The organism is Pseudomonas baltica, from assembly GCF_031880315.1.
Classification (GTDB): domain Bacteria; phylum Pseudomonadota; class Gammaproteobacteria; order Pseudomonadales; family Pseudomonadaceae; genus Aquipseudomonas.
The window spans coordinates 3,514,516-3,534,332 of record NZ_CP134771.1; the positions used below are offsets into that span (position 1 = coordinate 3,514,516).

Annotated in this window: 18 protein-coding genes; 8 read left to right on the plus strand and 10 right to left on the minus strand. The window is 62.1% G+C overall.

All coding sequences use genetic code 11. The features are described 5' to 3' along the window. Positions 1-237: 237 nt before the first annotated feature. Together hexR and REH34_RS15640 are read left to right on the plus strand one after the other, a co-directional pair. Complete coding sequence (gene hexR, locus REH34_RS15635) at positions 238-1,101, plus strand: transcriptional regulator HexR (protein ID WP_226503891.1); 864 nt, start codon at positions 238-240, stop codon at positions 1,099-1,101. A gap of 184 nt (positions 1,102-1,285) precedes the next feature. After that, positions 1,286-1,489: a PA3496 family putative envelope integrity protein gene (locus REH34_RS15640; RefSeq protein WP_311968367.1), complete on the plus strand. Its 204-nt coding sequence runs from the start codon at positions 1,286-1,288 to the stop codon at positions 1,487-1,489. Here REH34_RS15640 and REH34_RS15645 read toward each other — a convergent pair. Continuing rightward, on the minus strand, positions 1,431-2,393 hold the full coding sequence (locus REH34_RS15645; protein WP_311968368.1) for a LysR family transcriptional regulator: 963 nt from the start codon (positions 2,391-2,393) through the stop codon (positions 1,431-1,433). The genes REH34_RS15640 and REH34_RS15645 overlap by 59 nt on opposite strands. A 188-nt stretch (positions 2,394-2,581) precedes the next feature. Between REH34_RS15645 and REH34_RS15650 the strand changes: the two genes are divergently transcribed. Both REH34_RS15650 and oadA read left to right on the plus strand, forming a co-directional pair. After that, complete coding sequence (locus REH34_RS15650; RefSeq protein ID WP_311968369.1) at positions 2,582-3,997, plus strand: acetyl-CoA carboxylase biotin carboxylase subunit; 1,416 nt, start codon at positions 2,582-2,584, stop codon at positions 3,995-3,997. A 10-nt stretch (positions 3,998-4,007) separates the two neighbouring features. Then, the gene (gene oadA, locus REH34_RS15655; protein ID WP_311968370.1) at positions 4,008-5,822 is read left to right on the plus strand and encodes a sodium-extruding oxaloacetate decarboxylase subunit alpha; all 1,815 of its coding nucleotides are present in this window, start codon (positions 4,008-4,010) and stop codon (positions 5,820-5,822) included. A 179-nt stretch (positions 5,823-6,001) separates the two neighbouring features. Here the strand turns inward: oadA and REH34_RS15660 are convergent, their stop codons facing one another. The 4 genes from REH34_RS15660 to REH34_RS15675 all read right to left on the minus strand — a co-directional run bounded on the left by REH34_RS15660 (position 6,002) and on the right by REH34_RS15675 (position 11,102). Next, a complete protein-coding gene (locus REH34_RS15660; RefSeq protein ID WP_311968371.1) occupies positions 6,002-8,974 on the minus strand; it encodes an autotransporter domain-containing protein in 2,973 nt (990 codons plus the stop codon). A 185-nt stretch (positions 8,975-9,159) separates the two neighbouring features. Further along, complete coding sequence (locus tag REH34_RS15665; protein WP_226503896.1) at positions 9,160-9,849, minus strand: GNAT family N-acetyltransferase; 690 nt, start codon at positions 9,847-9,849, stop codon at positions 9,160-9,162. Further along, complete coding sequence (locus REH34_RS15670) at positions 9,831-10,301, minus strand: GNAT family N-acetyltransferase (RefSeq protein WP_311968372.1); 471 nt, start codon at positions 10,299-10,301, stop codon at positions 9,831-9,833. Before REH34_RS15670 ends, REH34_RS15665 begins: the two co-directional genes overlap by 19 nt. 174 nt (positions 10,302-10,475) lie before the next feature. Beyond that, positions 10,476-11,102 carry an FMN-binding negative transcriptional regulator gene (locus REH34_RS15675; protein ID WP_311968373.1) on the minus strand — a complete coding sequence of 209 codons (627 nt, stop codon included), beginning with the start codon at positions 11,100-11,102 and terminating at the stop codon, positions 10,476-10,478. Between the two features lie 93 nt (positions 11,103-11,195). On the opposite strand from REH34_RS15675, the gene REH34_RS15680 reads away from it, so the two are divergent. Both REH34_RS15680 and REH34_RS15685 read left to right on the plus strand, forming a co-directional pair. Continuing rightward, positions 11,196-12,743 carry a PLP-dependent aminotransferase family protein gene (locus REH34_RS15680; protein WP_311968374.1) on the plus strand — a complete coding sequence of 516 codons (1,548 nt, stop codon included), beginning with the start codon at positions 11,196-11,198 and terminating at the stop codon, positions 12,741-12,743. Between the two features lie 108 nt (positions 12,744-12,851). Continuing rightward, entirely contained in the window at positions 12,852-13,745 is an 894-nt protein-coding gene (locus REH34_RS15685; protein WP_226503900.1) for a bestrophin family protein, read from the plus strand. Positions 13,746-13,799: 54 nt separating this feature from the next. Here the strand turns inward: REH34_RS15685 and REH34_RS15690 are convergent, their stop codons facing one another. Then, the gene (locus REH34_RS15690) at positions 13,800-14,795 is read right to left on the minus strand and encodes an asparaginase (protein ID WP_311968375.1); all 996 of its coding nucleotides are present in this window, start codon (positions 14,793-14,795) and stop codon (positions 13,800-13,802) included. Positions 14,796-15,000: 205 nt separating this feature from the next. After that, a complete protein-coding gene (locus tag REH34_RS15695) occupies positions 15,001-16,425 on the minus strand; it encodes an aspartate ammonia-lyase (RefSeq protein WP_226503902.1) in 1,425 nt (474 codons plus the stop codon). Between the two features lie 164 nt (positions 16,426-16,589). On the opposite strand from REH34_RS15695, the gene REH34_RS15700 reads away from it, so the two are divergent. Continuing rightward, positions 16,590-17,495 carry a LysR substrate-binding domain-containing protein gene (locus tag REH34_RS15700; protein ID WP_226503903.1) on the plus strand — a complete coding sequence of 302 codons (906 nt, stop codon included), beginning with the start codon at positions 16,590-16,592 and terminating at the stop codon, positions 17,493-17,495. Positions 17,496-17,554: 59 nt separating this feature from the next. Here the strand turns inward: REH34_RS15700 and REH34_RS15705 are convergent, their stop codons facing one another. The 3 genes from REH34_RS15705 to REH34_RS15715 all read right to left on the minus strand — a co-directional run bounded on the left by REH34_RS15705 (position 17,555) and on the right by REH34_RS15715 (position 19,030). Then, entirely contained in the window at positions 17,555-17,728 is a 174-nt protein-coding gene (locus tag REH34_RS15705) for a hypothetical protein (protein ID WP_311968376.1), read from the minus strand. Then, entirely contained in the window at positions 17,725-18,150 is a 426-nt protein-coding gene (locus tag REH34_RS15710; protein ID WP_311968377.1) for a hypothetical protein, read from the minus strand. The genes REH34_RS15705 and REH34_RS15710 overlap by 4 nt, the downstream gene beginning before the upstream one ends. Positions 18,151-18,406: 256 nt before the next feature. Continuing rightward, positions 18,407-19,030, minus strand: a complete 624-nt coding sequence (locus REH34_RS15715; protein ID WP_311968378.1) for a reprolysin-like metallopeptidase — start codon at positions 19,028-19,030, stop codon at positions 18,407-18,409. A gap of 272 nt (positions 19,031-19,302) precedes the next feature. Here REH34_RS15715 and purE point away from each other — a divergent pair, with 272 nt between their 5' ends. Further along, on the plus strand, positions 19,303-19,794 hold the full coding sequence (purE, locus tag REH34_RS15720; protein WP_226503905.1) for a 5-(carboxyamino)imidazole ribonucleotide mutase: 492 nt from the start codon (positions 19,303-19,305) through the stop codon (positions 19,792-19,794). Positions 19,795-19,817 lie beyond the last annotated feature (23 nt).

Below are 19,817 nucleotides of genomic sequence, written 5' to 3' on the forward strand. Positions count from 1 at the left end.
TATTCAGTGAGCAGCCGAATACCCTGAAATCCGGGGGTGAGACATCCTGAATTAGGGCCGGCGACATACTAATAGGGGCAATCAATCCTGGTAAACCACGGATGTCCACTCGCAACTTCCTGCAATATTTTAGTGTTGCAGAGGTCCCTGAGAATCCTTTAACTGGGCGTTTTTCCGACCATGTAGTATAACTACAAGGTAGCTACATCAGCCCATCGACCTGTCCGAGTCCTGCCCTTGAACCTGTTGCAACACATCGCGCAATCCCGTCACCTGTTACGCAAGTCGGAGCTCAAGGTGGCCGACCACGTGCTGCTTGACCCGGCAGCGGTGATGCACAGTTCCATGGCCGATCTGGCCCATCAGGTGGGCATCAGCGAGCCGACCATCGTGCGGTTCTGCCGCGCCATCGGTTGCAGCGGTTTTCAGGACCTCAAACTCAAGCTGGCGCAAAGCCTGGCGGCGGGGGCGAGCTTCGGGCAGTTCGCGATTCATGAAGACGACTCGGTCTCGGACTACAGCCTGAAGATTTTCGACACCACCTTGCACACGCTGATGGAGGTTCGGGAAAACCTCGATCCGCTGGCGTTGCAGCGGGCGGTGACGGCCATGTCCAACGCCGATCGCATCAACTTCTACGGCTTTGGTGCTTCGGGCGCGGTGGCCGCCGATGCGCAGCACAAGTTTTTCCGTTTGTTGCTGACCGCAGCCGCCTATTCGGACCCGCACATGCAGGCGATGTCGGCGGTCACTCTCAAGGAGGGCGACGTGGCGGTGTGTATTTCCCAGTCTGGCCGTTCCAAGGATTTGCTGATTACTGCCAACTTGGTGCGTGATTCCGGCGCGACCTTGATCACCCTGTGCCCGAGCCAGACGCCGCTGGCGGAACTGGCGACGGTCAATCTGGCGATCGATGTGCATGAAGACACCGAGATTTACACCCCGTTGACTTCGCGGATCGCCCATCTGGTGGTGATCGATGTGCTGGCGATGGGCGTGGCGATGGCGCGCGGGCCGAGCCTGGTGAATCACCTGAAGAGCGTGAAGCGCAGCTTGCGTGGATTGCGGTTGTCGCCCAAGTCGGTGAAGCACGAGGAGTAGGCGCCAGGCTTTACATCGCGGCGCGCCCCTCGCGGGCAAGCCTTGCTCCCACAGCCGGTTTAGCCCGAGAAGCGCCGACATGGCTTGCAAAATCCCACCTTCACACCGCCGTCATCTACACGCCGCCAAACCGTAACCATCCCCCGCCATCCTGTACTCCCGCACTCGCACTGGGAGACAGCTCATGACTCGATACGAAGACGGCACCAGCCCCTCCGCCAAAACCCGCAAACAGCAGGAAGACCAACGCCGTATGGCGTTTCGCCGTGCCATCGAATCCTACTCCGACGAGCGTCGGCTCAATCAGGAAATCGCCGACTACCCCGACCTCATGTTGTGGCAGGCACCAGCGGCAGCCGCCCGGCAAAGCGTTCAACCAGCGCGCTGATCTGAGCGCGTTCGCTGCGGATAAAAGCCGCGAAGGCCTGCGCCACCGGTGATGGGCGTTTGGCCTTGGCCTGCACGATGCACCAGCTGCGATACAGCGGCAGCTCGTCGATCGGCAGTTCTTTGAGCACGCTGGTCGCCAATTCCATGTTGACCGCATGCCGCGTCAGCAATGCCACCCCCAGCCCTGCCATCACGCACTCGCGTTGAGCATCCGACGAGGCGACCTCCAGGGTCTGGGTGAAGTGCACGCGCTTCTCCTTGAAGTACTCCTCGCAGGCCGTACGTGTGCCTGATCCTTGTTCGCGTATCACCAGGGTGAAAGGCTCCAGGTCCTGCAAGCGCAGGTGTTCAAGCTGGCTGAGTGGATGGTCCGGCAGCGCCACGGCGACGATAGGATTGTTGAGGAAGGGCATGAATTCCAGCCCCATGTCCTGGGGCACCATGGACATGATCACCAGGTCGTCGCGGTTATCCGACAGTCGGCGAATCACCTGTGCGCGGTTGACCACCGTGAGGCTAAGGTTGACCTCGGGGTGCAGTTTCTTGAAGGCCGCAAACAAATGTGGGGTGAAATATTTGGCGCTCGACTCCACAGCAAGCTTCAATTGACCTTGAAGCGACCCTTGCAAGTCGGACAGCTGCATATCGAGGCTTTCCAAACGCCCAAAAATGTCCCGACTGGCCCGCTGCAGGGCCTCGGCCGCTTCTGTCAGGTACAGCTTCTTGCCCACGTATTCGAACAGCGGCTGGCCGACCAACTCTTCTAACTGCCGAATTTGCAGACTGACCGCGGGTTGCGTCAGCGACATTTCGACGGCGGCGCGGCTATACGAGCGCAGATCGCAGACTTCGTTGAAAACCTGCAGCTGACGCAAGGTCATACGCATCAATGACTTACGCATTTTTATGGGGGGTCTGGGGTAGGCAATACGGCCACTATAAGTATTTACTTATGTCCCAGCCAATAATTATTGATTTTTGTTAATCGTCGCGTAGCGCTAGTGTGAAAGGGCGACCAGCGGTGTAGGACTGGTCATGCACTGATCGGCCCTGCCGGGTCGATCGAGATAACGGTCGAGGAACGTCCAACGTGATAAAAAAGATCCTGATCGCCAACCGTGGTGAGATCGCCGTGCGAATCGTGCGTGCTTGCGCCGAGATGGGCATTCGCTCGGTGGCGGTCTATTCCGACGCCGACCGCCAGGCGCTGCACGTCAAGCGTGCCGACGAGGCCTACGGGTTGGGCGCCGAGCCGCTGGCCGGTTACCTGAACCCACGCAAACTGGTCAACCTGGCGGTGGAAACGGGCTGCGATGCCCTGCACCCAGGCTATGGCTTTTTGTCCGAAAACGCCGAGCTGGCGGACATCTGCGCCGAACGCGGGATCAAATTCATCGGCCCGTCGGCTGAAGTGATCCGGCGCATGGGCGACAAGACCGAAGCGCGACGCAGCATGATCAAGGCCGGAGTGCCGGTCACTCCAGGCACCGAGGGCAACGTCGCCGACATCGCCGAGGCGCTCACTGAAGGTGACCGCATCGGCTACCCGGTGATGCTCAAGGCCACTTCCGGAGGTGGCGGGCGTGGTATCCGCCGCTGCAACAGCCGCGAAGAACTCGAGCAGGCCTTCCCGCGGGTGATTTCGGAAGCCACCAAGGCCTTCGGTTCGGCCGAGGTGTTCCTGGAAAAGTGCATCGTCAATCCCAAGCACATCGAGGCGCAGATCCTCGGTGACAGCTTCGGCAACGTCGTGCACCTGTTCGAGCGCGACTGCTCGATCCAGCGCCGCAACCAGAAGCTCATCGAGATCGCCCCCAGCCCGCAACTGACCCCCGAGCAGCGCGCCTACATCGGCGATCTATCGGTGCGCGCCGCCAAGGCCGTGGGCTACGAAAACGCCGGCACCGTGGAGTTTTTGCTCGCCGAGGGCGAGGTGTACTTCATGGAGATGAACACGCGCGTGCAGGTGGAGCACACCATCACCGAGGAAATCACCGGTATCGATATCGTCCGCGAGCAGATCCGCATCGCCTCCGGGCTGCCGCTCTCGGTCAAGCAGGAAGACATCCAGCACCGCGGCTATGCGTTGCAATTTCGCATCAACGCCGAGGACCCGAAAAACAACTTCCTCCCCAGCTTCGGCAAGATCACTCGCTACTACGCGCCGGGCGGCCCGGGCGTGCGCACCGACACGGCGATCTACACCGGCTATACCATCCCGCCGTTCTACGACTCCATGTGTCTGAAGCTGGTGGTCTGGGCCCTGACCTGGGAAGAAGCCATGGACCGCGGGCTACGCGCGCTCGACGACATGCGCCTGCAAGGGGTGAAGACCACCGCCGCCTATTACCAGGAAATCCTGCGCAATCCGGAATTTCGCAGCGGCCAGTTCAACACCAGCTTCGTCGAAAGCCACCCCGAGCTGACCAACTACTCGATCAAGCGCAAACCCGAGGAGCTGGCCCTGGCCATCGCCGCCGCCATTGCCGCCCACGCAGGCCTGTGAGGAATACCTGATGTCCAAGAAAATCACCGTCACCGATACCATCCTGCGCGACGCCCACCAGTCCCTGCTGGCGACCCGCATGCGCACCGAAGACATGCTGCCGATCTGCGACAAGCTCGACAAGGTCGGCTACTGGTCGCTGGAAGTCTGGGGCGGGGCGACCTTCGACGCCTGCATCCGCTTCCTCAAGGAAGACCCGTGGGAGCGCCTGCGCCAACTGCGCGCCGCGCTGCCCAATACTCGCCTGCAGATGCTCCTGCGCGGTCAGAACCTGCTCGGCTATCGCCATTACAGCGACGACGTGGTCCGCGCGTTCGTGGCCAAGGCCGCGGCGAATGGCATCGACGTGTTCCGCATTTTCGACGCCATGAACGACGTGCGTAACCTGCGCGTCGCCATCGAAGCCGTGAAGGCCGCCGGCAAGCATGCCCAAGGCACCATCGCCTACACCACCAGCCCGGTGCACACCATCGGCGCCTTTGTTGCCCAGGCCAAGCAGATGGAAGCCATGGGCTGTGACTCGGTGGCGATCAAGGACATGGCCGGCTTGCTGACCCCTTATGCCACGGGCGAACTGGTCAAGGCGCTGAAGGCCGAGCAGTCGCTGCCGGTGTTCATCCATTCCCACGACACCGCCGGTTTGGCTGCGATGTGCCAGCTCAAGGCGATCGAGAACGGTGCCGACCATATCGACACCGCCATCTCCAGCTTCGCCTGGGGCACCAGTCATCCGGGCACCGAGTCGATGGTCGCGGCGCTCAAGGGCAGCGAGTTCGACACGGGCCTGGACCTGGAACTGCTGCAGGAAATCGGCCTGTACTTCTACGCGGTGCGTAAGAAATATCACCAGTTCGAGAGCGAATTCACTGCGGTCGACACCCGCGTGCAGGTCAACCAGGTGCCGGGCGGGATGATTTCCAACCTCGCCAACCAGCTCAAGGAGCAGGGCGCCCTGAGCCGCATGAGTGAGGTGTTGGCCGAGATCCCACGGGTACGCAAGGACCTCGGTTACCCGCCGCTGGTGACGCCGACCTCGCAGATCGTCGGCACCCAGGCGTTCTTCAACGTGCTGGCCGGCGAGCGCTACAAGACCATCACCAACGAGGTGAAGCTGTACCTGCAGGGTGGCTACGGGGCCGCGCCGGGTGTGGTCAACGAGAAACTGCGGCGCCAGGCCATCGGCAGCGAAGAGGTGATCGACGTGCGCCCGGCCGATCTGCTCAAGCCGGAGATGGACAAGCTGCGCAAGGACATCGGCGAGCTGGCCAAGTCCGAAGAGGACGTGCTCACGTTCGCGATGTTCCCGGACATCGGGCGCAAGTTCCTCGAAGAGCGTGAAGCCGGCACCTTGACCCCGGAAGCCCTGCTGCCGATTCCGCAAGCGGGTGCAGTGGCGTCGGCGGGCGGCGAGGGCGTGCCCACCGAGTTCGTCATCGATGTGCACGGCGAGAGCTACCGCGTGGATATCACTGGTGTCGGCGTGAAGAACAGCGGCAAGCGGCACTTCTACCTGTCGATCGATGGCGTGCCCGAAGAGGTGGTGTTCGAGCCACTCAACGAGTTCGTCGGCGGTGGCGGTGGCAGCAAGCGTCAACATGCCACCGAGCCGGGCCATGTGAGCACCTCGATGCCAGGCAACATCGTCGATGTGCTGGTCAAGGAAGGCGATGTGGTCAAGACCGGCCAGGCGGTGCTGATCACCGAGGCGATGAAGATGGAAACCGAAGTTCAGGCGCCGATCGCTGGCAAGGTCGCAGCCATCCATGTGGCCAAGGGCGACCGAGTGAATCCGGGTGAAGTGCTGGTGGAGATCGTCGCCGGTTAAGGCGCCGACCGTAAAAAGCTTACCTCGAGGGGGCGTCGCAATTTGGCGCCCCCTTTTTTATGTGGTCAGTACTGGCCTCTTCGCGAGCAAGCTTTGCTCCCGCAGAGGCAACCCCTTTGGGAGCAAGGTTGCGCGTTCGGCGGCGAAGAGGCCTGGTCGGTCACCACAAATCCTATGGATCAAAACCGCAACTGCCACTGCCCGATCACCGCATGATTGCGGCTATTACTGCCCAACTCGCCGCTGTACCCCAACCCCAGACTCTGCCGCGCACTGAAGCCTACATCCAGCCCCGCTTCCACCATCAGGCTGTCCCGATCCAGCGCCGTGCCTTGCACGCTGAACGCACTGCCGCCGGCAAGAAACGCCTGCGTCGTGGATGAATCCACATCGCCATACGTGTGCCGCCAGCCCAGGCTGCCTCGTGGCGTCAGGCTGATACCGTTGTCCAGTTGAGTCAGATGAGCGAAGCGCAGGCCCAGGGTAGTGGTGACGTTGTCCTGTGTCTGGGCGTTGACGTCCATTGCCGCAGCGCCGCCTTTCTCTTGATAGCTGTTGCGGTGGTAGCGTTGGTAGCCGAGGTTGGCGAAGGGTTCGAGATTGAGGCGGCCGCTGCCCAGCGCGTAGCCCAGCTCGGCGAAGGCCTGCTGGCTGTTGGCGTGATAATCGCCGCGCGGGGTGTCGTTGAAGCCACTGAAACTGACGTGGCGTTTGCTCGATCCGTCGTGACCGCTGTAGGCCGCGCCCAGGCGCAACGCCAAGGGGCCGCTGTAGTGTTGCGCGTAAACGCCCAGGTGCCAGCTGTCGATATCTCCGCTCAGGCCCGAGGCATCCAGGCCGGTTTTCGAGTAACCGCCCAGCACGCCGAGGCGCCAGTCGCTGAGTATCGCCCAGTCGGCGCCCAGCACGGCACCGTGGGTACGCTGCTCCACGGCGCTGCTGCCATTGCTGCCGTCGAGCTTGCCGTAGCTGCTCAGGCCTTGCAGCCACAGGCGGCCCTGGGCGTTGGGGTCGTTGAGGTTGCGGGCGCTGGCGGGCACGCCCGTGTCGACCAGGATCGGGGTGTCCTTGTCATCGAGGCCGACCATCAGCGCGCCGTTGCTGCTCATCGACTGCATGGCCGCCAGCATGCTGCTGCCCACTTGCGCGCTGCCCGCCAGCGTCGCGGCGCCAAGGCTGGCGGTGGTGGCGCCACTCAATTGAGTGATGGCGCTGCTGGCGGTGGCGGTGCTGGTGTTGAGCACCGCGTTATAGAGCGCATTGCCCTGGCCCAGCTGACTGATGCTGCTGGCGGCGTTGCGGTCGCTGCTGTTGGTGGCGTAATTGGCGAAGGCGACATCGTTGCGTGCGTAGGCGAGGTCGACCTGGGTAGCGGTGTAGCTGAGGGTCGGGGTCAGGAATGCATAGTCGCTGGTGACTTTGCCGAAGGTGCCAGTGACCGCGCCGGCCTGCAGCACCGTGTAGTGGCTCAGCCACGGATAGTCGCCTGCGCTAGGCTGCACGGCCAGGGTCGCGCCATTGAGGTAAGCGGTACCGCCAACGCTCAACGGCGCACTGGTGCCGTCGGCATTGACGCCATAGGCGAGCGTGGCGCCGCTGTTCAGGGTCAGGTCGTGGTTGATGGTGGCGGTGCCCAGGGTGCTGTTGGTCAGCAACGTGCCATTGACGATCAGGTTGCCGACGCTGCCGCCACCGGCATACACGCCGCCGTTGTCCACGGTGAGGGTGCCCGCCACGCCGCCCTGGTTGATCAATGTGGCACCGTTGGCGATCGCTCCGCCCTCGCTGAAGTCGCCGCTACCGGTCAGGGTCCAGGCGCCTTGATTGACCTGCAGCCATTCGAAGTTCTGGCTGGTGCCAAAGGTGCCACCACTGCCGCCAGCGGCGTCGAGGATCACCTGATCGCGGCCGGTGCCACCGTCCACCAGGCCTGCGAAGCGCCCGCCGGTCAGTACGACGAGAGTGTCGTCGCCACCGCCAAGGCCCAACGCCAAGCCATTGCTGCCGCTGATCAAGCCACTGTTGGTAACTGTGTCCTTGTACTCGCCGACCAGATTGATACCGAAGCCGTTCAAGCCTTGGATGGTGCCTTGGTTGATGATGGTCGTCGCGCCGACACCGGCACCGTTGCTGCCGTCGTCTACCAGAATGCCGTTGTTGGCACCGCTCACCAGCGCGCCGCTGGCGTTGAACACATAGCCGCCGCCCAGCGCGATGCCTTCGCTGCCGTTGGCGAAGCCGTTCTTGTCGACGCCGCCAGCGCCAGTGCCCTGGATGGTGCCGTAGTTTTCGATGTGGCCGATGAGGTCGATGTCGACGCCGTCACCATCGCCGTTGGCCTTGAGGCCGGCGTAGGCGCCAGTGATGGTGCCCCAGTTGTACACCGTGCCATTGCCGTCCGAGCCATAACCCGAGCCATTGCGCCCGGTGATCTCGCCGCCCCGGAAGTTGGCCAGCGTCGCGCCGTTATCGGTGGTGATGCCATGCCGGCCGCCGCTGATGATGCCGTAGTTCTGTACCGTGACGTTGCTGGCCGAATCGATATCGATGCCGTCGTATTTTTGCTCGTCGGTGTGGCTGTCGCCTGTGGATATCTCGCCCCAGTTGAAAATTGTCGCGTTGCTGCCGGTTTTCATGCCGTCGCTGGCATCGCCACGGATCAGCGCACCGGCGTAGTTATTGACCGTGATGGCGACGCCGCCATCGCGCACCGCGTCGAGATCCAGCCCCTGGCCGGTGGAGGAGTGAATGGTGCCGCGGTTGTTGAGGGTGAAGCTGCCACCCGCGAAATTGCTGTCGATACGCAAGGCGTCGTCGTAGCCGTCGATGGTCGCTCCGCTCAAGTTGTTGATGACGTAGTTGCGCGACGACCCCTCCGAGCCGCTGCTGGCGATGGCCCGGCCAGTAGTAGATTTGATCAGGCCGGAGTTATCCACAACCACACCGGTGCCGCTGGTGGCTCCCTTGAGGCTTACCGCCTTGCCGGCGGAATAGATGATGCTGCCGGTGCTGGTGACGGTCAGGTGGTCGGAGCCGCTGAGTTCCTGCTGGGCCGTGGTGGCGGTGCTGACGGTGCCACTGACGGCATGAACCGGACCGGCCAGAGTGGCCAAGGCAATAGCGAGGGCGAGTCGGTGCTGTGGATAAGTCATGACGACGGCTTGTTGTTGGGTGGGCCGTCTTGTATAGCGATTTAATATTACGGTTTTTTTATATAGCTGAATAATTTGCTACAAACGTTGGGTGTGGTTGAGATCCGGCTGGCGCGTTTGCGGGCAAGCCCGCTCCCCCAGAGATCGCATCAACTGTGGGAGCGGGGTCTGCACGCTAAGCTTTTTCAGCCCGCTACCAAGGTCGGCTGGCGGCACTCGGGCAGCGTTTTCACCTGGCCGCTCGCCGTCTGGTTGGTCTCCGATAACCAGATTTCGAAGCCGGATTCGATCATCGGCCATTGCTCGTCCATGATCGCGAACCAGGCGGTGTCGCGGTTACGGCCTTTGACCACCATGTGCTGGTGGAATACGCCCTCGGGGCTGAAGCCAAAGCGCTCGGCAGCGCGGCGCGAGCGCAGGTTGGCGTTGTCGCACTTCCATTCGACACGCCGGTACCCCAACTCGAAGGCCAGCTTGGCCAGCAGATAGACCGCTTCGGTGCCTTTTGGGGTGCGTTGCATGGGGGCGCCGAAGGCCACGTGACCGATTTCCAGACGGCCGTGGGCGGGGAAGATGGACATCAGGCTGAGGATGCCTTCGGCGTTGCCGGTGGCCACATCGACCGCGCAAAAGCCCAGCGGATCGTCGCTGATGGCATAGCCGTCGAGCCAGATATCGAACAGTTCGCGGTCCTTGAACGGGCCATACGGCAGGAAATCCCAGAACACCGGGTCGGCACCGGCACCTTGCAGCGCCTCCCACAGGTCATCGCTATGGCGCACGGGGTCGAGCTTTTCGAGGCGCACGAAGCGTCCGGTGAGGGTGCTGGCAACAGGCTTGGGTACCGTTTTCCAGTTTAATTCTCGAGTCGACATGGAAGCTCCTGGAGGGACTGGCGAAATTGGATATAGCCCGGGCGTTCGGCGACGCGCTCGTACAGTGTAATCGCTGTGCTGTTGGTCTCGTGGGTCAGCCAGTGAACTTTGATGCAGCCATCACGCTTGGCGCTAGCGTAGACGAATTCGATCAACTGGCGACCAATACCGGTGCCGCGCACAGTAGTGTCGACGATTAGATCCTGTAGATAGCAAGAGTTCTCTATCGACCAGCAAGAACGATGATAAATGTAGTGGACCATGCCGACCGCCACCCCATCTTGCCAGGCCAGTGCGGCGTTGATCGGTTCGGCGGTGTCGAGCATGCGCGCCCAGGTGACGGCCGTGACCTCGGCGGGGATGTCGGTGTTGTAGAAACGCTGGTAGGCCTGCCACAGGGGCAGCCAGTGGCTGTGGTCGGCGGCGGTGACGGGGCGGAGGGTGACGGTCATGGACTGGATTCCTTGGGGGCTGGCCGGGGGATTTGTGCCGATGCGGAGGGCCTATCCGCGAGCACGCTCTGCTGAGCCATACACCTGTAGGAGCGAGGCTTGCCCGCGAAGGCTGAGTGTCGGCCACAGTTGGCGTACCTGACACGACCTGTAGTGTGCTTCAGGCAGTGAGCATCAAAGGTTTTTCATTGCTTCAGCGAGGGCCTGATCACGGGGATCCCTACTGGCACTCAACCCGGCCTTGACCCCCTGCAAATCGGCGGTCGAACGATTCTGGCCAAGCTTGCGCTTGCCGTGCAGGCGAGCAACCGGGATGGAAAACCCGACGATGGCCTTGAGCATGCCGTCAATGTAGTCCGCTGGCGCATCGCTGACCGACCACGGCTGCGCCTGGCGCGCTTCATGGCGGTCGGTCAGGCCACTGACTACCTGCAGCAAGCGCTGCGCATCGGTGAATACTTCGGCCTGGCCGTAAGCGTGCACGGTCTCGTAGTTCCAGGTCGGCACCACCTTGCCGTGCTCGGCCTTGGCCGCATAAAACCCGGGGCTGATATAGGCATCCACGCCAGGGAAGATCACCATCACCTCACCTGCGGCCAACGCCCGCCAGTGCGGATTGGCCCGCGCCAGATGCCCGTGCAAGGTGCCGAACTCACCGGCATCCGGCTCTAGCAACAGCGGTATGTGGCTGGCCTCGAGGCCATCCGGCCCATGGCTGACCAGGATCGCCAGGCGCGTGGCGAGGATATGCCCGTGCAGCTCGGGCAGAGAGTCGAGGCGAAACGCAGCGGGCGTGTACATGGCGTGATTCCTGTGACGGATGCATTCATCCTAGGCATGATATTGGCCTTGTCCAAGATCCATTAATTGCTATTTAGCCAGGTCCAATCGTTTATGGTCAGCCCCGTCGCTCTGCCCTTCGATCCCTCCGGCATTCAGCTCGACCGTCGCCAGGGGCTCAGCCGTCAGCTGTACCAGGCGCTGCGCACGCGCGTGCTCGAGGGCAAACTCGGATGTGGCACACGAATGCCGGCCAGCCGCGACCTGGCCAAGGCCCTGGGCATATCGCGTAACAGCGTGGTGCGCGCCTATGATCAGCTATATGCCGAAGGCTTTATCGAGGGACGGGTAGGGGACGGAACCTATATCGCCGAAATCGTGACGCAGATAGCGTCAAGTGGCAGTGCCACAAAAAAACTATCCACAAATTTATCCACAGGGTTAAGCACAGGCTTATCCCCAGGGTTATCCACAAAAGTGGCCCCTTTGACTGTGGATTCATACAGTTCAGCGTTGCAAACCCAGTGCGCCAGACGCTTGGATAATCACCACGTTGCCAATCCACGAGGCGGAGAACCTGGTGCATTTCGCGTGGGGATTCCAGCCTTCGATCTGTTCCCTTTCGACGTTTGGGCCAAGCTGCACGGGGCTTTCTGGCGCAAGGCCGATCTTGCCCGACTGGGCTATGGCGACCCGGCGGGGGATGCACGGTTACGCGAGCTGATCGCCGCTTACCTGCGCAGCTCCCGAGGCTTGCAGTGCACACCTGAGCAGATTCTGATCACCTGTGGTGCACAGCAGGCAATAAGCGTTTGTGCACAGCTGCTGATCGAGCCCGGCGACAGTGTCGCTGTGGAAAACCCGGGCTACCGGGCAGCCATGCACGCGCTGGCCAATGCCGGGGCGCGGCTGCACGGTGTAGCGGTGGATGAAGAGGGCTTCGACACCGCGCAACTCGACGCGTTGGACGATTGCCGCCTGGCCTACGTGACGCCCGCGCATCAATACCCTACGGGCGTGACGCTGAGCCTGAGCCGCCGGCTGGCCCTGCTGGAGTGGGCGCAGCGGCGCAACGGCTGGATCATCGAGGATGACTACGACGGCGAATATCGCTACAGCGGTGCCCCGTTGGCACCGCTGGCGGCACTGGATCGGCACGGGCGCGTGTTGTACGTGGGCACGTTCGGCAAAGTGGCGTTCCCGGCGTTGCGCCTGGGTTATCTGGTGTTACCGCCAGCCTTGGTGCAGACCTTCGTCCGGCGCCTGGGTGTAGAGGGTCGCAGCCTGGAAATCGGCAGCCAGGCGGTAATGGCGCAATTTATCGCCGACGGTCATTTTCAACGGCACATCCGCCGGATGCGCCGGGCCGCGTTGAGTCGCCGTGATACCTTGCTGGCGCATTGGCCGGCGGATATCGCCGGGTGCGGGCCCCTGCCTGAGGTGTCGGCAGGATTGCATGTGAAAGTGCCTGTGGATAACCCTGAGCGGGAGCGCGAATTGCTGGATAAGGCGGCTGCGGTGGGGGTTGAGATGACGCCGCTCGCAAGTTATTGGCTGCCGGGCAGTGGTGTGGACAAGAGTGGGCTGGTGCTTGGTTTTGCGGCGGTGCCGGAACCGGCGATTCGTGAGGCGCTGGGCAAGTTGGATAAAGCTTGGCGCTGAAACGATTTGAATCACTCTAGCGCTCTATCCCGCGAACCCTCGACGCTTTTCGGATTCGAACCCTCTTGTGCGCATTGGCGCCCAGGCTCTTCCAACAGGATTTAACGCATGCCGGAAATGATCGTCAAAAAGCTTCTATTGGTTCGCAAGACCGTGACCTACATCGGCTGGTCGTTGTTCTGGCTGCTGATCTGGGACGTGATTGTCACCGTCGATTTCATGCTGTTTCTGGAGCGTAAGTACACGTTGCCAGCGCTGCCCTTGACACTGCTGGGTTCGGCGCTGGTGGTGCTGACCAGTTTTCGTAATTCGAGTGCCTACAACCGTTGGTGGGAAGCCCGCACGCTGTGGGGCGCGCTGGTCAATAACTCGCGCAGTTTCGCGAGGCAGATTCTTACCCTGATCGACGATGATCACGGCATCAACCCGGTCAAGGCGACCTTGTTGCGCCGCCATGTGGCCTATGTGAAGTGTCTGTCGGCGCACCTCAAGGGCCGGCCGTGCGATGAAGAGGTGCTGCAATACATTTCAGCGCAGGAATTCGCCAAGGCGCAGACCACCAATAACTTCCCCAACGATTTGCTCAACAGCTCGGCCGCCTTGCTGGTCAAGGAGTACCGCGCCGGACGCCTGGACAGCATCCGCATGGCCAGGCTCGAGTCGACGCTAGTGGAAATTTCCAACTGCCAGGGCGGCATGGAGCGTATCGCCAACACGCCGTTGCCCTATCCCTACGTGATGTTCCCGAAGCTGTTCATCACCCTGTTCTGCATCATCGTGCCGATCGGGCTGGTGGAAACGCTGGGTTGGTACACGCCGCTGGCCTCCACCGTTGTGGGTTTCATGCTGCTGGCAATCGAGAAGATCGGCAGCGCGCTGCAAAGCCCGTTCCTGGCCAGCGAGCACGAAATCCAGATGACCGCTCTGTGTCAGAACATCGAGAAAAACCTCGACTCGATGCTGCGCGACGCCCAGGACGAGCGGTTGCCGGCGTTGGTGTGATCAAGGCGCGAAGACGGACTTGAGACCACCCTCACCGGAGAGGGCTTCTCCCGATCAACCCAGCAGTTCACCACACAGATCCAGCTCTACCAAACGGCGCACCTCGTCGAAGCTCAAGCCCACGCCCAGCAAGCCATGCAGCTTGCCCAAGGCGGCCTCGCGGGTCATGCCGCCGCCCGATAGCACACCGACATCGCGCAGGCGTGCGCCGGCTTCATACACATCCAGCTCCACGCCGCCTTCATGGCATTGAGTGATCGCCACCACGACGATGCCGCGGTCGCGCGCGTTGCGCAGGGCTTCGATGAACAGGCTGTTGTCGCTCGGGCCGGTGCCGCTGCCGAAGCATTCGAGTATCAGCGCCTGGATGCCGCTGTCGAGTACCGCCTGCAGCAGGCGCACGTCGAAGCCCGGTACCAGTGGGAGCACGCCGACTTTGGCCTGGGCCTTGGGCTGGCGGTAGTCGAGCTGGCTCGGCAGGGTGCCGACGGCTGTGCCACCGCCATTGCGTTGCAGGGCGCGGAACGGGTGGCGGCCGAAGCTGCGGATCTTGGCGCAGCGGCTCGGTGGCAGCAGTTCGCCATGGAAATACAGCTGCACGCCAGCGGGTTGGCCTGCGCCAAGGGCCAGCAGGGCGCCATTGAGGTTTTCCCAGGCGTCGCTATCCGCCGCGCCGGCCGGCAGCATGGCGCCGGTGAACAGTACCGGGGCAGGCAAACCCAGCAGTTGGAAGCTCAAGGCGGCGGCGCTGTAGGCCAGGGTGTCGGTGCCGTGCAGCACCAGGACAGCATCGCACTTGTCTACCAGCACGGCATGCACGATGGCTTCGCGCAGCAGCTGCCAGTACGCGGGCGACATATTGGCGCTGTCGATCAGTGGCAGCAGTTCGAGGAAGGTCCAGTGCGGCACCTGCAGTTCAGGCTGGGCATCCAGTTGTGCGCGCATCCGCGCCTCGAAGCCCGAGGCCGGGGCGAGGCCGTTGGCGCTGGCCTGCATGCCGATGGTGCCTCCGGTATAGAGAACCTTGATGTGTTGCGCGGGAGAGGTCATGGCCAGTCCTGTTTGTATTGGTTGTTGGATTGGGAGCCAATCCAGGGTCGATCTTGGAATTTTGTGCAAGTTTCGCTGGCGAAGAGGCCGTCGGCAGCCCCGTGATTCTCGCACAGTGAATAAAAAAAGGGCCCGCAGCCAGAAGCTGCGAGCCCTCAAAAGGTGAGAGGTGTCTAGTCTCTCGACCTGGTGAGCAGTGCCAGCATCAGGCCTTGAGAGGAACCAGACGCGGCGCGATCATGTTTTCCGGGCGCAGGATGTCGGCGAGCATGACGTCGTCGAGCAGGCCTTCTTCGCGCACCAGTTCCAGCACGCCGCGGCCACTTTCGAGAGCGATACGGGCGATGCGGGTGGCGTTTTCATAGCCGATGTAGGGGTTGAGCGCGGTGACCAGGCCGATGGAGTGTTCGACCAGCTCGCGGCAGCGTTGCTCGTTGGCGGTGATGCCGACGATGCAGTGCTCGCGCAGCATGTCCATGGCGCGTTGCAGCAGGCGGATCGAGTCGAAGATCTTGTAGGCGATCAGCGGTTCCATGACGTTGAGCTGCAATTGCCCGCCTTCGGCGGCGATGGTCAGGGCCAGGTCGTTGCCCATGATTTCGAAGGCGCACATGTTGACCGCTTCCGGAATCACCGGGTTGACCTTGCCCGGCATGATCGAGCTGCCTGGCTGACGCGCCGGCAGGTTGATTTCGTTGATGCCGGTACGCGGGCCGCTGGACAGCAAGCGCAGGTCGTTGCAGATCTTCGACAGCTTGACCGCAGTGCGCTTGAGCATGCCCGAGAACAGCACGAAGGCGCCCATGTCGGAGGTTGCTTCGATCAGGTCGGCAGCCGGTACCAGCGGTTGGCCGCTGATGGTCGCCAGGCGCGACACGGCCAGGTACTGGTAGCCCGGGTCGGCGTTGATGCCGGTGCCGATCGCGGTGCCGCCCAGGTTCACTTCGGTGAGCAGTTCCGGGGCCAGGGTGCGCAGGCGGTTGAGGTCTTCGGTCAGGGTCGTGGCGAAGGCACGGAATTCCTGGCCGAGGGTCATCGGCACGGCGTCCTGCAGCTGGGTGCGGCCCATCTTCAGTACGTGGGCGAACTCGACACCCTTGGCTGCGAAGGCCTGGATCAGGCTGTCGAGGCTGGCCAGCAGCGCGTCGTGGCCCAGCAGCAGGCCCAGGCGGATGGCGGTCGGGTAGGCGTCGTTGGTCGACTGCGCCATGTTCACGTCATTGTTGGGGTGCAGGTACTGGTACTCACCCTTGTTGTGGCCCATCGCCTCAAGGGCGATGTTGGCGATCACTTCGTTGGCATTCATGTTGGTCGAAGTGCCAGCACCGCCTTGAATCATGTCCACCACGAATTGGTCGTGGAAATCACCGCGAACCAGGCGCGCACAGGCTTCGCTGATGCCGGCATGCTTGGCCGTGCTCAGGTGGCCGAGCTGATGGTTGGCATCGGCGGCCGCCTGTTTGACCATCGCCAGTGCGACCACCAGCTTGGGGTAGTGCGACAGCGGCACGCCGGACAAGCGGAAGTTGTTCACTGCTCGCAGAGTCTGAATGCCGTAATAGGCTTCGGCGGGTACTTCGAGAACGCCAAGCAGGTCTTTTTCGATGCGCGATGATGCAGCGGAGGACATGATAGATATAGTCTCGGACTGGGGGCCGGTGAGCACCGGAGTGGCGCCAATACTAGGCTGGCGCGGATTTGAGCTCCAATGCTGTTGCACGCTAAGCTATGCACGATCGGCATAATGTTGATGTGACGACAGTCTTTGATCGGACGTGTGAGGCAAGTGCAACCATGAACCTCGAAAGCAAGTGGCTTGAAGACTTCAGTGCCCTGGCGGCCACGCGCAGTTTCTCCCAGGCGGCGGAGCGCCGCTTTGTCACTCAGCCGGCGTTCAGCCGGCGAATCCGCAGCCTTGAAGCAGCGCTGGGCCTGACGCTGGTGAATCGCTCGCGCACCCCGGTGGAGCTGACCGAGGCCGGGCAGTTGTTTCTGGTCACGGCGCGCACGGTGGTCGAGCAGCTCGGTGAAGTGCTGCGCCATTTGCACCACCTCGAAGGTGGTCAGGGCGAAGTCATGCAAGTGGCAGCGGCGCATTCGCTGGCCCTGGGGTTTTTCCCGCGCTGGATCGCGCAGCTGCGCAACGAGGGCCTGAACATCGCCACGCGGCTGGTGGCGACCAACGTCGGCGATGCCTTGCATGCCCTGCGCGAGGGCGGCTGCGACCTGATGCTGGCGTACTACGATCCGGACGCGGCGCTGCAGATGGACCCGGAAATCTTCCCGTCGCTGCACCTGGGGCAGACCGAGATGCTGCCGGTGTGTGCCGCCGCGGCCGACGGCCAGCCATTGTTCGAGCTGGAGGGCGAGGGCAGCGTGCCGTTGCTGGCCTACAGCGCGGGGGCGTTTCTCGGTCGTTCGGTGAGCCTGCTGCTGCGTCAGCATAAGTTGCGCTACACCACGGTGTACGAGACAGCCATGGCCGACAGCCTGAAGAGCATGGCGTTGGAGGGGTTGGGTATCGCCTGGGTACCGCGCCTAAGCGTCTCGGCCGAACTGGGCCGTGGTGAACTGGTGCAGTGCGGCGGAGCGCAGTGGCAAATCCCGCTGGAGATTCGCCTCTACCGCTGCGCGCTGATGCGCAATGCGCAAGTGCGGCTGCTGTGGCGCAAGCTGGAGGCGGCGAGCGCTGGAGCTTGAGCCTGTATGGGCTCGGCTGACAGTCGGTATTGCCCGCGCAGCTTAGTCCGCGCGCCGGCTCATGCCGAACGCTTGCGCAGCTCGCGACGCAGCCGCAGGTTTTCGGCGAACAGCGCGATCAGCGCGACGCTGGTCAAGATCTGAAACGCGGACTCTCCTGCGAAGCGCCAGAAGCACCAGCAAACGATCGCTATCCCGATTGCACTGACTAAAAGCAGCAGGCCATCCTTCATGCTACTTGCCTGTAGTTGCGATGGTAGCCGCTGCCGTTGATGCGCGGATCATAGATACCCGGGCAGCTGAACAGGCAGGCGCTGAGCCAATCGCGCTGCAGGCGATTGCTGGAAGCAAAGGTCAATACGTCGGCCAATGAAGTACCCCCTGAGAGGGTGCGGCCCGTGGCGACGGCGATGCTGCCGATCACTGCGCCGGCATAGAATGCCGCCGAGCAAGCGCCGACTACCGCGAGCTTCTCCAGCCGAGTTCCAGCGGTGATCAATTCGCCTACGGTGACGGTCTTGCCGAACTTGTCGATCTGGGTCAGCAGGGTGCTGGCGGTCCCGAGCGCGGTAGACAGCGTGCCGAACAGCGATTCTGGAGCGGGCAGGCCCAGGCCATCCATGTTTTCTTTGAAGTATCGGTAAAACTCAGACATCGCAATTCCTATAGTGAAGCGTTCCTGTGGCCAAGCGCTTGGCCTTGGTGGGCGAGCAGGCTAAGAAAAAACTTTGTCTGTGCTGGTGGCTATGAGGTATCACCGGGGGCGGAGTTCGATTCTCGGTCCCGAGAACAGGTAGATATAGGGGGCGCAGGGGCAAAACTGGAGATCAGTCTCTGCCCCTGCGCGTAGGCTGCGATGCTCAGGTACGCCTGACTGGCTTGAGGCTGAAAGCGCAGGCGCAGGGGCGGCATCAAGGGAATTGGATCAAGTGCTCGCCGATCAAGTCCTCGTTGGCTTCGCTGAACGCATTGCAATGGGCTTTAATCGGGTTGCGCCACGCCATGAAGGAATCGCACAGGCTCCAACCGCTCTTGGCGTTCTCATGGGTAGCGCCGAACATGTGGCCCAGTTCATGGGCAACGTTGCTGTAGGCAGTGAGCGAGGCGATGCCGGCATTGTGCAAGTGAGAGGTCAGGCCGTGGGTCTCAGCATTCATCGGGTCGGTGGTCAACAGCAGAGCTTTCTGCAACTGGCCATTTCCTGGCTTTTCGTTCGCCTGGAAGTGCCAGCGGGTGAGTTTGGTGATCTCGCTGAGCAGTTCCGAATTGTTATCGTTGCGATAGTTCATCGTGGTGACGTCGTTCGGCTCGGTGATGTATTCGAATTCCACTTCACGACCGCTGATATCGGTCATGGCTTTTTCCCAGTGCGATAAATAGTCCTTGTGCAGCTGTTCCGTAGATAACGTCACGTCCTGATGGACGAACAGCGTGATCTGCAGGGGTTGAGGTCTGGCGAATGCCTGGCCGGCGATCATGCTCAACGAGACGAGCGCGGTTATGGCAAGATAGCGGGCTTTTGCGAAATTTTTCATGGTGGGTTCTTCCTTGAGTATAGGTTGAGGCAGGCGCTTCCATCACGCGCGACTGCCGTCTTATTAGGCGCCTTCAACTCGACAGTAGGCATACAGACACATTTCCCCGGTGCGCCGGATGGGGGGCGTATCTGCCCGAAACTTGCGCTATACTGCGCGGCCTTTGGCCGGTTCGACCGGCCTTAAATCGCATAACAAGCCACGCTGGTTTCCCCGCGTGGCTTGTTGTTTTTTGACGCGCCTGCGGGCGCCCAAGAGAAAGAGGCTCGACGATGAGTGCACTGGTTGGCGTGATCATGGGCTCCAAGTCCGATTGGTCCACCCTTAGCCACACCGCCGACATGCTGGACAAGCTCGGCATTCCGTTCGAGGTCAAGGTGGTCTCCGCCCACCGCACGCCGGACCTGCTGTTCCAGTACGCCGAGGAAGCCGAAGCCCGTGGGCTTGAGGTGATCATCGCCGGCGCCGGTGGTGCGGCTCACCTTCCGGGCATGTGCGCGGCCAAGACGCACCTGCCGGTGCTCGGTGTGCCGGTGCAGTCGTCCATGCTCTCGGGTGTCGATTCGTTGCTGTCCATCGTGCAGATGCCTGCGGGCGTGCCGGTCGCTACTCTGGCGATCGGCAAGGCTGGCGCCATCAATGCCGCACTGTTGTCGGCGAGCATCCTGGGCGCCAAGCACCCGCAATTCCACGTCGCGCTCAAGCAGTTCCGTGTCGAGCAGACGGATACCGTCCTGGACAATCCAGACCCGCGCCAGGCCTGAAGTGGGCAACATGAGGTTCGCAG